Raw genomic sequence first — 15,116 nt, 5'->3', positions numbered from 1 at the left:
TTTTTTTTTTTTTTGTTTTTTTTTTCACAACACCCACCCACAAACCCCGGGCCCCCTTTTTTTTTTTAACCTTATTTTTTTTTTGTTCTGCTGCTGAGACCTCTGTGAGGTCTCAGCAGCAACACACGTCTCAGGACGTCCCCCAAAAAGGAACCGGTTCCCTTGAAGATCCTCCGCCGCATCGGGGTACCCCCGAGCGCCCGGGGCAGCGCCTCAGGCGCCACCTGCCCCGACGTCTTTGAACTCAGCGACGGAAATTTTGCCGTCATCGGCACGGAGGCCACCGCGGACCTCAGAGACGAACTCCCCTCGGACGCGGGGGTCGCCGACTACGAGCGCATCGTCATCGTGAACCGGGAGACGCTACTGCGCGCGAAACAGGACATCCCCGACGCCTGACAGACACCCCCTGGGGTGCGCCATGCCGCATACCGCAAGGGCCGCCGCCGCGAATCCGGTCGGCGGCCGTCGCACGCCATCAGGTCACCAGTGGCACCGCCACCGGCGCCCCCACCCCCACATACCGCGCCGCCGGGCGGATGATCTTTGAGTCCTCCGACTGTTCCAGGACGTTGGCGCTCCAGCCGACGACCCGGGCCGCCGCGAACGTCGGCGTGAACATGGTGCGCGGCAGCCCGCACAGCTCCATGACCACGCCCGCGTAGAACTCCACGTTCGTGTGCAGCTCACGCCCCGGCTTCAGCTCCGCGAGGATCGCCTCCACCTGGCGCTCGACCTGGACCGCGAAATCCACCAGCGGCCCGCCGAACCGCTGCGCGATGCCGCGCAGCATGCGCGACCGCGGATCCTCCGTGCGGTAGACGGGGTGGCCGAATCCCATGATCCGGTCCCCCGCGAGCACCCGCTCGCGGATCCAGGAGTCGATGCGGTCCGGCGTGCCGATCGCGTCGAGGGTGTCGAGCGCCCGGCTCGGCGCCCCACCGTGCAGCGGCCCGGACAGCGCTCCGACCGCCCCGACCAAGGAGGCCACGACGTCGGCCCCAGTCGACGCGATGACCCGCCCCGTGAACGTTGACGCATTGAATCCGTGGTCAATGGTCGAGATCAGGTATTGCTCGATGGCCCGTGCATGCGCGGGATCGGGCTCCGAACCCGTCAACATGTACAGGTAGTTGGCCGCGTACGAGAGATCTTCGCGCGGCTCCACCGGCTCGAGCCCCTCGCCGAGCCGATGCAGCGCGGTGAGCATCGTGGGGACCACGGCCGTCGCCGCGACGGCGTCCGCACGCCGCTCATCCCGGTCGATGTCATACACGGGCCGGAAACCACGGGACGCGCCGAACAACGAGAGCGCCGTGCGCAGCCCGGCAAGAGGCCCGGAGACCGCGCCCGCCCGGGCGATCGCCGGCAGCGCGGCCCGCACCTCCTCCGGCAGACCACGCTGCCCGGCGGTCTCACGCGCGAAGGCGACCGAGCGCTCGGCGTCGGGCAGTTCCCCATGAAGCATCAGATGCCACACGTCCTCGAACCCGCGGGTCTCCGCGAGCTCGACAGCGGAGTACTGGCGGTAGTGGTAGAAGCCCTCGCGCCCCCGGACGTCCCCGAGTTCGGTGTCGGTGACGACGACACCGGCGAGCCCGCGTGGTACGTCGACGACCGTGGCAGCCGTATCGGCCGCGGCAGGCATGGTCCCGTTGATCGGCATGTTTCCTCCCTGGACTTGATTCGACTGTCCATGCTTGATTCAATAACTGTCAATATTGATTGAATCAATGTGGAACGATCCGGATACGGTGACGCGCATGAGGGATCAAGAACCTGCACCGACGCATCAGGCCCGCCGACTGACCACCAAGGAGACCGCCGAGCTGCTCGGCGTGAAGCCCGAGACGGTGTACGCGTATGTCAGCCGCGGGCAGCTCACCAGCAGGCGCGGGGAGAGCACGCGCGGCAGCACTTTCGACGCCACCGAGGTCGAGGCCCTCGCCCGCCGCAACAGGCGGGAGACCACGACCGGTTCGGGCACCGGCGAGCTGTCGGTGCGCACGCGACTCACCCTCATCGACGACGACCGGTACTTCTTCCGGGGGGTCGACGCGGTACGGCTCGCGACCCACCACTCGTACGAGGAGGTCGCGGAGTGGCTGTGGACGGGCCGACTTCGCCCCGGCATTCAGTTCACCGCACCCAAGGAGTCGCTCGCCGCGGCCCGCAAGGCCATGGCTGCCCTGCCCGAACTCAGCAGCCCCATCGACCGGTTGCGAGTGGCGGCCGTAGCCGCGGCGACGGCCGACCCACTGCGCTACGACCTGTCCGAGGACTCCGTGCTCGGCGCCGCCCGTTCCCTCATCCCCACCCTCGCGGCGGCGCTGCCCCTCGTACGGACGACGTACGTGGACGGCGCTCCGATCGCCCAGCGGCTGTGGGGGCGGCTGACCTACCGGGAGCCCGACGAGGCGTCATTGCGCGTCCTGGACATGGCCCTTGCCCTGCTGGTCGATCACGACCTGGCGGCCTCGACGCTCGCCGTGCGCGTCGCGGCGTCCGCGCGGGCGCACACGTACGCCGCGGTCTCGGCGGGCCTGGGCGTCCTGGAGGGGCCGCTGCACGGAGCGGCGAGCGGTCTGGCCCACCGGATGCTGCTCGACGTCCTCGACCGGGGCAGCGCGGGAGCCGTGGTCGCCGACGAACTGCGCTCGGGCCGCCGCGTGCCCGGGCTCGGCCACCGGCTCTATCAGAGTGAGGACCCGCGCGCGCAGGCGCTGTTCGGGGCCCTGGAGGAACTGCCGAAGGCACAACCCGCCCTGATGGCTGCCCGCGACATCGTGACCACCACCGCGCGCCACACGGACCTGCACGCCAACGTGGACCTGGCCTTGGCGGTCTTCACTGCCTCGTTCGGGATGCCGGCGGAGGCGGGCGAGACGATCTTCGCCGTCGCACGCACGGCGGGCTGGATCGCCCACGCCCTGGAGGAGTACGACGAACGCCCCCTCCGTATGCGGCCGACAGGACACTACGTAGGACTGCGGCCACCGCAGCCCCTGCCGTCGGCCTCCGCGACGGAGTGACCGGGCGGGCCGGGTTAGGGTCGCCGCTGTGAACACGTGCACGACCGCCTCGCGGGACCTTGAGGAGCCTCTGGCCGGTACGGCGGCCACCGCGCGCACCTGGCTGCTGATCGAACAGCCGGGGCCGTGGGGCGCGAAGGCCCTGGTCTCCAGCCATCTCGACCCCGAGGTGGGTCGCGCTCTGGAGGCCGCGGCCGACGGCACCGGCGTGCGCGTCGCCCTCATCCGCCGTCCGGGCCGGCACGCGGACCACCACGCCGCCAAGCGCCACCAGGTGTACGCGGCCCACACCGTCCCGGGAAACACCTGGCTGCGCAGCACCACCGTCGCCGCCCCTGAAGAGCTTCTGCGGCTCGACTTCGCCGCTTTGGGAGCGGGCCGGCACGGCGGCTTCGGCGCACCCCACGAAGGCGAGCCGCTCGCCTTCGTCTGCACGAACGGCAAACGCGACCGGTGCTGCGCGCTTCTGGGGCGCCCTCTGGCCTCCGAACTCGCCTCCTCCGAAGGAGCGGACGTCTGGGAGGTCACACACCTGGGCGGCCACCGCTTCTCCCCCACCCTCCTTGTGCTGCCCTACGGCTATGCCTACGGAAGGTCCTCGGCGGCCGACGCCAAGGAGATTCTTCACGCGGTTCGCTCGGGCCGGATCGCGCTCCAGGGATGCCGCGGCAATTCCGCCTGGGACCGCCCGGGGCAGGCCGCCGAGCTCGCCGTGCGCCGGGCGGCCGCCGAGGATCGTGCCGGTGTCCTGAGCGTCGTACACACTGCACCGGTGGATCGACCAATCGATCAACCTCTTGATGTCGATCCACCTGTTGATGCGCACACGTACAACGCGTACTGGGACGTCACGATCGCGCACATCGACGGCCGCAGCTGGACGGTCACCGTCGCCCGCGGTGCCTCGCTCCCTGCCCGTCCGGAGAGCTGCGGAGCCGCGCTCGGATCGCCGGCACGCATGGACGTCGTCGCTGTACGTGAGGCCGTCACCCCGCGCGGCTGACTGGGCGCTCCCGGACGGGAGCGGTGGGGAGATCCCTGCCACAAGGCCTTCGACCAGGGCCGAGGGGCCCGTACCGTTCTGAGCCATGAGTTCGTCCTCCCCTGCCCGCCGACTGCGCTTCGGCCTGCCCAAGCGGGTGTTCGCCCAGGTGCTGGTGATGCAGGTGGCGATCGCCGCGGGGGTGGCGGTGCTGGCCACGGGGCTCTTCCTGGCGCCGCTGAGCGACCAGCTCGACGACCAGGCGATGCGCCGCGCCCTGGCCATCGCGCAGACCACCGCCGCGGAGCCGCGGATCGCCGAGGAGCTGCGCTCCTCACGGCCGAGCCCGGACGGTCCCGTGCAGGCCGCGGCGGAGCGGATCCGGCGGGCCAGCGGCGCGGAGTACGTCGTGATCATGAACAGGGAAGGGGTCCGCTGGTCGCACACGGACCGCGGCCGGATCGGGCACATCGTGTCGACGGACCCCAGCGCCGCGCTGGCGGGCCGCGCGGTCATGGAGATCGACGAGGGGACGCTCGGCCGCTCCGCGCGCGGCAAAGTGCCTCTGAGGGCCGCTGACGGGGCCATCGTGGGAGCCGTCTCGGTCGGCATCGAGTACGACAGCGTCCGCGCGCGCCTCATCCACGCCATCCCGGGCCTGTTCGCGTACGCGGGAGGGGCCCTGGCCGTCGGGGCGCTCGCCGCGTATCTGATCTCGCGGCGGGTCCAGCGGCAAACCCGTGACCTCGCCTTCTCGGACATCTCGGCGCTCCTGGCCGAGCGCGAGGCCATGCTGCACGGCATTCGCGAGGGCGTCGTGGCACTGGACCGCGGCGGCCGGATACGCCTGCTCAACGACGAGGCGCAGCGGCTGCTCGGCGTGGACGCGCGGGCCATCGGACAGCCCCTGGACGCGGCACTCGGGGCGGGACGCACAACGGACGTGCTCGCGGGGCACGTCACCGGGACCGACCTGCTGACCGTCCGTGGCCAGCGGGTCCTGGTCGCGAACCGGATGCCCACCGACGACGGCGGTGCGGTCGCCACCTTGCGCGACCGCACCGAGCTGGAGCAGCTGGGCCGCGAACTCGACTCCACGCGCGGCCTGATCGACGCCCTGCGCGCGCAGGACCACGAACACGCGAACCGCATGCATACGTTGTTGGGCCTTCTGGAACTGGAGATGTACGAGGAGGCCGTGGACTTCGTCGGCGAGGTTGCGGGGACGCGCCGGGTGACCGCGGAGCAGATCACCGAGCGGATCGAGGACCCACTGCTCTCGGCCCTCATGGTCGGCAAGGCGACCGTGGCCGCGGAGCGCGGTGTCGCGTTCGGTATCTCCGATGACACCTGGCTGCCGGACCGCCTGGTCGATCCGCGCGGTCTGGTGACGATCGTCGGCAACCTGGTGGACAACGCCCTGGACGCGGCCGCGGGTTCGGGGCAGCACGCGCGCGTGGAGGTGGTGCTGCGCGCCGAACGCCGTAGTGCGGTCCTACGGGTACGCGATTCGGGACCGGGCGTCCCCGCCGACCAGCGGGAGACCGTCTTCGTGGAAGGCTGGTCCACCAAGGAGCCGCCGGCCCACGGCAAGCGCGGCATCGGACTCGCCCTGGTCCGCAGGTTCGCCGAGCGGCAGGGCGGCACCGCCGAGGTGAACCGGTCGCCTCTCGGGGGCGCCGAATTCGTCGTCGTCCTTCCGGAGGCCCTGACCGTGGACGTGCCGGACGTGCCGGACGTGCCGGACGTGACCGAGGAGGCCCGATGATCGACGTACTGGTCGTGGACGACGACACGCGCGTGGCCGACGTCAACGCCGCCTATGTGGCGAAGGTTCCGGGATTCCGTGTCGCGGCGACCGCCCACAGCGCGGCCGAGGCGCTCGAGCGGATCGAGGAGCTCCATGTCGATCTGGTGCTGCTCGACCACTACCTGCCGGACCGGACGGGTCTGGGGCTGGCCCGGACGGTGCGCGAGCGCGGCCACCAGATCGACGTGATCATGGTGACCGCGGCGCGCGACGTGGGGACCGTGCAGGCCGCGATGCGCCACGGGGCGCTGCAGTACCTGGTCAAGCCGTTCTCGTTCGCGGGCCTGCGAGGCAAGTTGGAGGCGTACGCGACGTTGCGGCGCACCCTCGACGGCGGGGGCGAGGCGGAACAGGCGGAGGTCGACCGGATCTTCGGCGCGCTCTCCGCCGGACCCGCGCCCGAGCTGCCCAAGGGCCACTCGCCCACCACCGCCGAGCTGGTCCGCCGGGCCATGATGACCGCCGAAGGCCCACTGTCGGCGCAGGAACTGGCCGATGCCACCGGGCTCAGCCGGCAGACCGCCCAGCGCTACCTCAAGCTCCTGGAGCGGACCGGGCGCGTGCGGCTGAGTCTCAAGTACGGCGACACCGGACGGCCCGAACACCGCTACGAGTGGGCCGCCAGCCGCTGACTCCCCCGCAGGGGCATGTCAGACCGCCCCCGCGCCCGTCAGCGCCCGTACCTCGGTCTCCGCGTGCTTGGCCTCGTCCGGCTCCTCGGGAGAGGTCACGGTGCCGAGCCAGCCCGCGAGGAAGCCGAGCGGGATCGAGACGAGCCCGGGATTCTCCAACGGGAAGTACTGGAAGTCGACGCCGGGGAACAGTGATGCGGGGCTTCCGGAAACCACCGGGGACAGCACCACGAGCACCAGCGCGGGCACCAGACCGCCGTACACCGACCACACGGCTCCGCGCGTGGTGAAGCCTCGCCAGAACAGCGAGTAGAGCAGCACGGGCAGATTGGCCGACGCGGCGACCGCGAACGCGAGCCCGACCAGGAACGCCACGTTCAGGTCCCGCGCGAGCAGCCCGAGTCCGATCGCGAGCACGCCGACGCCGGCCGCGGCGACCCGCGCCACCGCGACCTCGCTCCACTGCTTGCCACCGGGCTTCCCCTCGGGGCCGCCTCGACGGAGCGTCGCGTACAGGTCGTGCGCCACGGAGGCCGAGGACGCCAGCGTGATCCCGGCTACGACGGCGAGGATGGTGGCGAAGGCGACCGCAGCCACGATCGCGAACAGCACCGTGCCCCCCGTGGAGTCGGCGCCGCCGCCCAGGTCGAGGGCGAGCAGCGGAACCGCCGTGTTCCCCGCGGCATTCGAGCCCCGTACGGCCTCGGGGCCCACGAGGGCCGCGGCCCCGAACCCGAGCACGATCGTCATCAGGTAGAAGCTGCCGATGAGGCCGATGGACCACACGACCGAGCGGCGCGCGGCCCGCGCGGTCGGCACGGTGTAGAAGCGCGACAGGATGTGCGGAAGGCCCGCCGTGCCGAGCACGAGCGCGAGGCCCAGGCTGATGAAGTCGAAGCGCGCGGTCCAGCTTCCGCCGTACTTCAGACCGGGCACGAGGAAGTCCGATCCGTGCCCGCTGCGTGCGGCGGCGGTGCGCAGCAGCTGGTCGAAGTCTCCGTGAAAGCGCGCCAGGACGAGCACCGTCAGGGCGATCGCCCCGCCCATGAGCAGGACGGCCTTCACGATCTGGATCCACGTGGTGGCCCGCATCCCTCCCATCGACACATAGACGACCATGAGCGCGCCCACACCGACGACGGTCCAGGCCTGCGCGGCGCCACTCGCCTCCCCCAACAGCAGCGCGACGAGGCTTCCGGCACCCACCATCTGCGCCACCAGATATAGAACGGACACGGTCACCGAGGAAGTTCCCGCGGCGATGCGCACCGGCCGCTCCCGCATCCGGGCCGCGACGACGTCGGCGAGCGTGAACCGCCCGCAGTTGCGCACCAGTTCGGCCACGAGGAAGAGCACCACGAGCCAGGCCACGAGGAAGCCGACCGAGTAGAGCAGCCCGTCGTAGCCGAACAGCGCGATCAGTCCGGAGATGCCGAGGAAGGACGCGGCCGACATGTAGTCGCCCGCGATGGCGAATCCGTTCTCCATGGGCGAGAACAGCCGGCCGCCCGCGTAGAACTCCTCGGCCGAACCGTGTCGCTTACGGCTCGCCCAGGTCGTGATGGCGAGCGTGACCGCCACGAACGCGCTGAACAGGACCAGTGCGAGGGTCTGATGCGCGCCCGTCACCGCTGCCCACCCTCGCCGCGCGCAGCACCGTTCACGCGCGCGTGCCCGACGATGCCGCGCGTCATCTCCTGCGTGTCCCAGCGCAGTTCGAGCGCCGCGCGATCACGCCGCAGCCGCGCGTGGCGCGCGTACAGCCACGTCAGCAGGAATGTGCTGGCGAACTGTCCGAGGCCCGCGACCATCGCCACGTTCACGGCGCCCGCGACCGGTTCGGCCATCAGGCCGGGCGCCGTCGTGGCGGTCACGACGTACGCGACGTACCAGGCGAAGAAGAGTACGAACGCTGGGACGACGAACCGCCGGTAGCGCCTGCGCACTTCCTGAAACGCCGCGCTGCGCTGCACCTCCAGGTAGACCCCCGCCGCGCTCCGCTCGGACGGCACGGACTGGGCGGGAACGGCGGCCGACATCGCGTCCGGACCGCGCCACTCACCCCATTCCGCGTCCGGCTCGTCGTACCAGGGATCGCCACTGCCCCTCGTGGCAACGGCCCTGGGCCGCGCGGTCGCGCGCCCGTCGTGCTTGTCCACCGGACTCTCCTTGTCCGCGGCCCACTGCGGCCGCGGACCAAGGATGGACAGACCGGGAAGATCCCGGACGCTCTCCGCAGACCCTTCACCCCATTAGGTGATGGACGATCCCGGCAGTTTCGCGAGTCCGTGCCGATACGCGTAACGGACGGCCTGGGCCCGGTCCTTGAGCCCTGCCTTCGCGAACAGATTGTTGATGTGCGTCTTCACCGTCGCGGTGGAGACGTGCAGCGACGTGGCGATCTCCTGGTTCGTCAGCCCCTCGGCGATCAGCACCAGAACCTCGGCCTCCCGCGCCGTCAGGCCATCAGGGGGTTCCACGGGATCCGGCACGGCGGCCTCGGGCTGCGACAGTCTTTCCAGGAGCCGCCGCTGGATCTTCGGCGAGAGGCCCGCGTCGCCGGACAGCACGCCCTCCACCGCCCGGACGATCTCGTCCCCGCCGGCGTCCTTCGTGAGATAGCCGCGCGCTCCCGCTCTGAGGGCCGGGAAGAGCGACTCGTCATCGGCGTACGTGGTCAGGACGACGACCTGGGTGCCCGGGTACTCCTGCCGGATCCGTCTGGTCGCCTCCGCTCCGTCGCAGCGCGGCATGCGCAGGTCCATCAGGACGACGTCCGGGGACAGTTCGGCCACGAGCGCGACCGCCTCGTCACCATCTCCCCCGGAGCCCACGACCTCGATCCCGGGCAGCAGCCCGAGCAGCATCACGATGCCTTCGCGCACCACCGTCTGGTCGTCGACCACCACCACGCGGGCCGGTGGCCTCCCCGCGCGCTCCCCCGCCTGGGCCCCGCTCATACGGGAACCTTCAACTTGACCACGAAACCCTCCTCGTACGGTCCCGCCTCGAGCGTGCCGCCCAACAACTCGGCGCGCTCCTTCATCCCCAACAGACCGTAACCGCCGCCACTGACAGTGAGCTCCTCGTGCGGCCGGGACGCCCCCGAATCCCGTACCTCCAGGGCCACTTCGCCCGTCCCGTACTCCAGCCGGACGTCCGTCTTCGCGCCCGGCGCATGCTTGCGCACGTTCGTCAGCGCCTCCTGTGCCACTCTGCGCACGGTCTGGGACGCCTCGGCGGGCACGGCCCTGCGGCCGCCTCCTCCCACCGTGAGCGTCGCACCGTCCGAGGATGCGACCAGCTCCCGCAGGAAGTCCTCCAGCGGCGTCATCTCGCCCCGCAGCGCGGACAGGGCCTGCCGGGTCTCGTCGAGTCCGTCCCGGGCCATGCCGCGCGCCGCCACGACGCGCTCCAGGATCTGGTCGCGGTCCGCCCCGCGTTCGATGAGGAGCCGGGCGGCCTCCAGGTGCACGAGTTGGGCGGAGAGGCTGTGCGCGAGGACGTCGTGGATCTCGCGGGCGATCCGCGACCGCTCGGCGAGCGCCGCCGACTCGGCCTCTGCGGCACGCGCGGCACGCTCCTGCTCCAAGGCCCGCTGCGCGCTCCCCCGCGCTTCGGCGTCCAGCCGCAGCACGTACCCGGACAGGCAGAGGCCGATGGCAACGACGGCGGTGGTCAGCCAGGCGTCGTTGTTGACCACCGCGAAGCCGGTGAGTGCCACCGCGGTGGCGGGCACGGAGGCGGCCAGGGGCAGCCGCTCCAGCGCCGAGACCGCGCAGCCGCACCACAGGACGATGGCCGGCCCGGCGAATCCCGCCCATTGGGCCAGCACAGCGGTCCCCACCAAGAACGCCAGCAGCCCGAGCGAGGGCCACAACCGGTGGTCGAGCGTGGTGCGGAAGAAGGCCCAGGCGGCTGCCGCGGAAGCGATCAGCAGCACGGGAGCGAAGATCAGCGCCCAGTCGCTGACATCGCGCTGCGTGACGGCGGTCCACACCAGGACCGCGACCACGACCAGCCGCACCGCCCGGGCAAGCATCCGTCGGGCGCGGGTGACTCCCTCACGGGAGAGCGCCTCCCGGGAGGGCCATTCCGTCCACTTTACGGAGTTCACCTGCGGTCCTCCCACGCCGGCTGGGCGACAGGACCAACGTACGCCGAGCGCTCCCGGTCGGCCCGCAGCATCAGCAGCCCGGAGCGGACCAGGAGTGAGACGGCGAAGCCGAGCATGAGGCCCGAGCTGCCGAGGTGGATGCCCATCGCCAGACCGACGCCCGCCACACAGGCGCGGGCCGCGACGCCACCGAGCCAGGCCCCGGCCGTCGCGATGGTGCCCTTGGTCCACACATCGCCCCGGTCGTCCGTCCAGACGCGGGTCGTGAACGCCCACCCGACGCCTATGCCCACACTCACCAGCACCTCGACGGCAAGCAGCACGACCGAGCCCGTCGCATCATGGGGGTCCGTCACCGCTCCGTCCTTCACGGCGAGGACCGCGAGGATCGCGGGCAGGAGCCACCACTTCCGGTCGCCGGACAGGCGCTCCGTCCTGAACTGGCACACCAGGACGAGTGCGACGACGGCGACGATCACCAAGACGGTGGGGACCCCGGACATGACTGCCTCCGTGGAGCGGTCGGGAGCGAAGTGGTTCAACGCCTTCGACGCTACGGAAAACAGCAGGTCAGGAGATCGGAGCCAGGGTGGATCACGGGTGGAACATGCGGCTCCACCCGTGGGTGGAGCCGCGTGCGGTGAACTGCGCGGCGGGGACGCGATCGCCGCGTCCCCGTCCTCGTCGCTACATGTCGATGCGCGAGCGGTCGAGGGTCGAGGCGGAGCTGCTGATGAACTCCTTGCGCGGCGCCACGTCATTGCCCATCAGCAGGTCGAAGACGTGCTCCGCCGCCTCCAGCTCGCCGATGTTGATCCGGCGCAGCGTGCGGTGGCGCGGGTCCATCGTGGTCTCCGCGAGCTGGTCGGCGTCCATCTCGCCGAGACCCTTGTACCGCTGGATCGAGTCCTTGTACCGCACGCCCTTGCGCTGGAGCTCCAGCAGGGTCTCGCGCAGTTCGCGGTCCGAGTACGTGTAGACGTACTTGTCCTGGCCCTTCTTGGGCTGGACCAGCTCGATGCGGTGCAGGGGCGGCACGGCGGCGAAGACCCGGCCTGCCTCGATCATCGGCCGCATGTAGCGCTGAAACAGCGTCAGCAGCAGCGTGCGGATGTGCGCGCCGTCGACGTCGGCGTCGACGAGCAGGATGATCTTCCCGTAGCGCGCCGCGTCGATGTCGAAGGTCCGGCCGGACCCGGCTCCTATGACCTGGATGATGGCGCCGCACTCCACGTTCTTCAGCATGTCCGTCACGGACGACTTCTGAACGTTGAGGATCTTGCCGCGGATCGGCAGCAGTGCCTGGAACTCGGAGTTCCGGGCGAGCTTGGCGGTGCCGAGCGCGGAGTCGCCCTCGACGATGAACAGCTCGCTGCGCTCCACGTCGTCGCTGCGGCAGTCCGCGAGCTTGGCGGGGAGGGACGAGGACTCCAGGGCCGTCTTGCGACGCTGCGCGTCCTTGTGCTGACGCGCGGCGATGCGCGTACGGGCGGCGGCGACGGCCTTCTCCATGACGGCACGGGCCTGCGCCTTGGCGTCGCGCTTGGTTGACGACAGGAACGCCTTGAGCTCCTTGGCCACGACGTTCGCGACGATCCTGTTGGCCGCAGAGGTACCAAGGACCTCCTTGGTCTGGCCCTCGAACTGCGGCTCCGCCAGACGCACCGTGACGACGGCCGTGAGGCCTTCCAGGGCGTCGTCCTTGACGACGTCGTCCTCGGCCACGCGCAGCACCTTCTGGGCGCGCAGCACCTCGTTCATCGTCTTCGTGAGCGAGCGCTCGAAGCCCGTCACATGGGTGCCGCCCTTGGGCGTGGCGATGATGTTCACGAACGACTTGATGGTCGTGTCGTACCCGGTGCCCCAGCGCAGCGCGATGTCGACACCGAGCTCGCGCTGGACCTCGGTCGGCGTCATCTGCCCGTGCTCGTCGAGCACGGGGACGGTCTCCTTGAAGGTGCCCTGCCCGGTGAAGCGGAGGACGTCGCAGACCGGCTTGTCCTGCGCCAGGTACTCGCAGAACTCGCTGATGCCGCCGTCGAAACGGAAGGATTCCTCGCCCTTGCTGCCGCCCTCACCGAGGCCGAACTCGTCGCGCACGACGATGGTCAGGCCCGGCACCAGGAACGCGGTCTGCCGCGCGCGCTGGTGCAGGTCGCTCAGGGAGAGCTTGGCGTCCTTCAGGAAGATCTGGCGGTCCGCCCAGTAGCGGACCCTGGTGCCCCGGCGCGCCTTGGGGACCTTCTTGACCTTGCTCAGCCGCACCGAGGGGTCGAACGAAGCGTCGGGTCCGGCCTTGGCGAAGCCGCCGGGGACGCCGCGCCGGAAGCTGATGGCGTGCGTGTGCCCGTTGAGGTCCACCTCGACGTCGAGGCGCGCCGACAGCGCGTTCACCACGGAGGCGCCCACGCCGTGCAGGCCGCCGGAGGCCGCGTACGCGCCCCCGCCGAACTTGCCGCCCGCGTGGAGCTTGGTCATGACGACCTCGACTCCGGAAAGGCCGGTCTTGGGCTCGACGTCCACGGGGATGCCGCGGCCGTTGTCCCGCACCTCTACGGAGGCGTCGTCGTGAAGGATCACTTCGATGCGGTCGCAGTAGCCGCCGAGAGCCTCGTCGACCGAGTTGTCGATGATCTCCCAGAGGCAGTGCATCAGGCCACGACTATCGGTCGAGCCGATGTACATGCCCGGACGCTTGCGTACGGCTTCGAGCCCCTCAAGGACGAGCAGGTGCCGCGCGGTGTAGTTGGAACCGTCCCGGTCTGCTCCGGTCAGCAGCGCTGTGGACGGCACGGACGTATCGGCGGTCACGCGGTTCGCTCCTCGCTGAATTTCAGATGGGGCCCTCACAAATGAAGGGCCGGCGTCGGTCGCCGTTCAGAGGGTACCGAGGCCTGGTAGAGCCTTTGTCACGCCACCCTCACCTCAGCCCAGACTAGTCCAGGATCGCATGAGTGTTCGATCCCTCGATGGAGTGACGCCCACATCACGTTCCCTTCCAGGCATGAACCATTTAGGCTCCGGGCACGTCCTCATGAACAAACCGGCAACCAGCCGGGGGAGGACCGACCTGACAGAACGCGCGAACCCGTAAGACGTTAGAGACGCAATACGGCACATTCGCCGCCACCCGGCGACAGACAGCCGGCCTCGAAGAAATTTTTCGAGGAAAAGCCGCGAGCGGGAACGTTTTCGGCCTGGTTGGATGTTGACCCTGGTACGACAGCTCGTCGAGCTAGAGAAGAGGCGACGTGACTACTGTTCTGACCCCCGCGACCCCCCTGACGGCCGCTGACCGCTGTGACCGTTGCGGCGCCCAGGCATATCTGCGCGTCGTCCTGATCAGCGGTGGTGAACTGCTCTTCTGCGCCCACCACGGTCGCAAGTTCGAGCCGGAACTCAAGAAGATCGCCGCTGAGATACAGGACGAGACGGAGCGGCTCACCGCCGTTCCGGCAAGCGCCGAGACCGAGGAACGCTGACGCCTCGCACACACGACGAGCCAGCTCCGGCATCAGGCCGGTGATCGGGCGGCTGCTCCTGACCACAGGAGCAGCCGCCCGTCCTCGTATCCGTACGACGCGTCAGGCGTGCTGCTGCAGCACGCGCAGCGCCTCCGAGGCGCGCGTGTAGACGCCGGGACTGCCCGCGCGCCCACATCCGCTCCCCCAGGACACGAGACCGATCAGCTTGCCCCCGGCGACCAGCGGGCCGCCGCTGTCCCCTTGGCAGGCATCCTTGCCTCCGGCGGGCTCGCCCGCGCAGAGCATGGACGACGGCTTGTACGTCCCGTCCGTGCCACCCGGCGGATACGCCTTCTTGCACTCGGCGTCGGCGAGCACCTTCACCTGCGCGGCATGCAACGTACGCGCGTAGTCGCCCGCTCCCGTCGTGTCACCCCAGCCGTAGACGGAGGCGTCGGTGCCGGCCCGGTAGGCCGGATCCTTCTCGCCGGCGATCGGGATCACATATCCCTCGGGCAGCCGTGTGTCGAGTGTGAGGGCCGCCACATCACCGGCGTTCGTCCGGCCGTCGTACGCCGGGTTGATCCATTCGCTGCGCACGGACGCCTCGGTTCCGTTGGACGTACCGAGATCGCCGCGGCCGACGATCGCCTTGAGATCCCGCACCTGATCGCGCGGCGCGCCGAGCACGTCCTCGCCAAGGCAGTGCGCCGCGGTGAGCACCGTCGACCGACCGACGACCACTCCCCCGCAGAACTGACCCGCGCGGTTGCCTCCGAACCGGTCACGACTCGCGAGCGCCACCACCCAGGGACTCTTGGCGGCGTCGACCCGATGCCCCCCGACGATCCCCTCGTCGGCGGCCGCCGGCTGGGGGGAAGCCAGCGGCAGCACCGCCGCCGCGGCCAGCGCGGCCAGTGGAGCGGTCAGCACTCTCGCGAAAGGGCGACGCATACGGTCTCCTCACTCTGGGTTGCAACGGCACACCCAGCGTCATTCAGCGAGACCCGCCGCGCACCGCGAGGATCCGTCCACACGCGCCCACGACGAAGGCCCGGCACTCTCCGCGAGCGGGGAAT

General features: G+C 70.3%; 14 protein-coding genes. 6 read left to right on the top strand and 8 right to left on the bottom strand.

The features are described 5' to 3' along the window. Window positions 1-162 precede the first annotated feature (162 nt). Entirely contained in the window at window positions 163-399 is a 237-nt protein-coding gene (locus ACIA8D_RS09430) for a hypothetical protein (RefSeq protein ID WP_399230295.1), read from the top strand. 79 nt (window positions 400-478) lie between these two features. Here the strand turns inward: ACIA8D_RS09430 and ACIA8D_RS09425 are convergent, their stop codons facing one another. Beyond that, a complete protein-coding gene (locus ACIA8D_RS09425; RefSeq protein WP_399230293.1) occupies window positions 479-1,666 on the bottom strand; it encodes a citrate synthase/methylcitrate synthase in 1,188 nt (395 codons plus the stop codon). A 97-nt stretch (window positions 1,667-1,763) separates the two neighbouring features. Between ACIA8D_RS09425 and ACIA8D_RS09420 the strand changes: the two genes are divergently transcribed. The 4 genes from ACIA8D_RS09420 (at window position 1,764) to ACIA8D_RS09405 (ending at window position 6,456) form a co-directional block, all read left to right on the top strand. Then, on the top strand, window positions 1,764-3,032 hold the full coding sequence (locus tag ACIA8D_RS09420; RefSeq protein ID WP_399230292.1) for a citrate synthase family protein: 1,269 nt from the start codon (window positions 1,764-1,766) through the stop codon (window positions 3,030-3,032). A gap of 28 nt (window positions 3,033-3,060) precedes the next feature. Beyond that, window positions 3,061-4,035 (top strand): sucrase ferredoxin, encoded by a 975-nt coding sequence (locus tag ACIA8D_RS09415; RefSeq protein ID WP_399230290.1) that lies wholly within the window; start codon window positions 3,061-3,063, stop codon window positions 4,033-4,035. Between the two features lie 85 nt (window positions 4,036-4,120). After that, entirely contained in the window at window positions 4,121-5,782 is a 1,662-nt protein-coding gene (locus ACIA8D_RS09410) for an ATP-binding protein (RefSeq protein WP_399230288.1), read from the top strand. Further along, window positions 5,779-6,456 carry a response regulator gene (locus ACIA8D_RS09405; RefSeq protein ID WP_399230286.1) on the top strand — a complete coding sequence of 226 codons (678 nt, stop codon included), beginning with the start codon at window positions 5,779-5,781 and terminating at the stop codon, window positions 6,454-6,456. The genes ACIA8D_RS09410 and ACIA8D_RS09405 overlap by 4 nt, the downstream gene beginning before the upstream one ends. Before the next feature lie 18 nt (window positions 6,457-6,474). Here the strand turns inward: ACIA8D_RS09405 and ACIA8D_RS09400 are convergent, their stop codons facing one another. The 6 genes from ACIA8D_RS09400 to ACIA8D_RS09375 form a co-directional block, all read right to left on the bottom strand. Next, window positions 6,475-8,085 carry a cation acetate symporter gene (locus ACIA8D_RS09400; protein ID WP_399230284.1) on the bottom strand — a complete coding sequence of 537 codons (1,611 nt, stop codon included), beginning with the start codon at window positions 8,083-8,085 and terminating at the stop codon, window positions 6,475-6,477. Continuing rightward, on the bottom strand, window positions 8,082-8,615 hold the full coding sequence (locus ACIA8D_RS09395; protein ID WP_399230283.1) for a DUF485 domain-containing protein: 534 nt from the start codon (window positions 8,613-8,615) through the stop codon (window positions 8,082-8,084). Before ACIA8D_RS09395 ends, ACIA8D_RS09400 begins: the two co-directional genes overlap by 4 nt. 93 nt (window positions 8,616-8,708) lie before the next feature. Then, window positions 8,709-9,416, bottom strand: a complete 708-nt coding sequence (locus tag ACIA8D_RS09390; RefSeq protein ID WP_399230281.1) for a response regulator — start codon at window positions 9,414-9,416, stop codon at window positions 8,709-8,711. Next, window positions 9,413-10,573, bottom strand: a complete 1,161-nt coding sequence (locus tag ACIA8D_RS09385; RefSeq protein WP_399230279.1) for a sensor histidine kinase — start codon at window positions 10,571-10,573, stop codon at window positions 9,413-9,415. The genes ACIA8D_RS09390 and ACIA8D_RS09385 overlap by 4 nt, the downstream gene beginning before the upstream one ends. After that, window positions 10,570-11,076: a DUF1453 domain-containing protein gene (locus ACIA8D_RS09380; protein WP_399230278.1), complete on the bottom strand. Its 507-nt coding sequence runs from the start codon at window positions 11,074-11,076 to the stop codon at window positions 10,570-10,572. Before ACIA8D_RS09380 ends, ACIA8D_RS09385 begins: the two co-directional genes overlap by 4 nt. Before the next feature lie 184 nt (window positions 11,077-11,260). Next, a complete protein-coding gene (locus ACIA8D_RS09375) occupies window positions 11,261-13,384 on the bottom strand; it encodes a type IIA DNA topoisomerase subunit B (protein WP_399230277.1) in 2,124 nt (707 codons plus the stop codon). Between the two features lie 440 nt (window positions 13,385-13,824). Here ACIA8D_RS09375 and ACIA8D_RS09370 point away from each other — a divergent pair, with 440 nt between their 5' ends. Beyond that, window positions 13,825-14,055: a hypothetical protein gene (locus tag ACIA8D_RS09370; protein WP_356378190.1), complete on the top strand. Its 231-nt coding sequence runs from the start codon at window positions 13,825-13,827 to the stop codon at window positions 14,053-14,055. A gap of 102 nt (window positions 14,056-14,157) precedes the next feature. Here ACIA8D_RS09370 and ACIA8D_RS09365 read toward each other — a convergent pair whose 3' ends face one another. Beyond that, window positions 14,158-14,991 (bottom strand): serine protease, encoded by an 834-nt coding sequence (locus ACIA8D_RS09365; protein WP_399230275.1) that lies wholly within the window; start codon window positions 14,989-14,991, stop codon window positions 14,158-14,160. Between the last annotated feature and the right edge of the window lie 125 nt (window positions 14,992-15,116).

Source organism: Streptomyces sp. NPDC051684, from assembly GCF_044453445.1.
Lineage (GTDB): Bacteria > Actinomycetota > Actinomycetes > Streptomycetales > Streptomycetaceae > Streptomyces.
The sequence above is the reverse complement of the archived record's forward strand: the minus strand, read 5'-3'. Positions and strand labels throughout refer to the sequence as shown.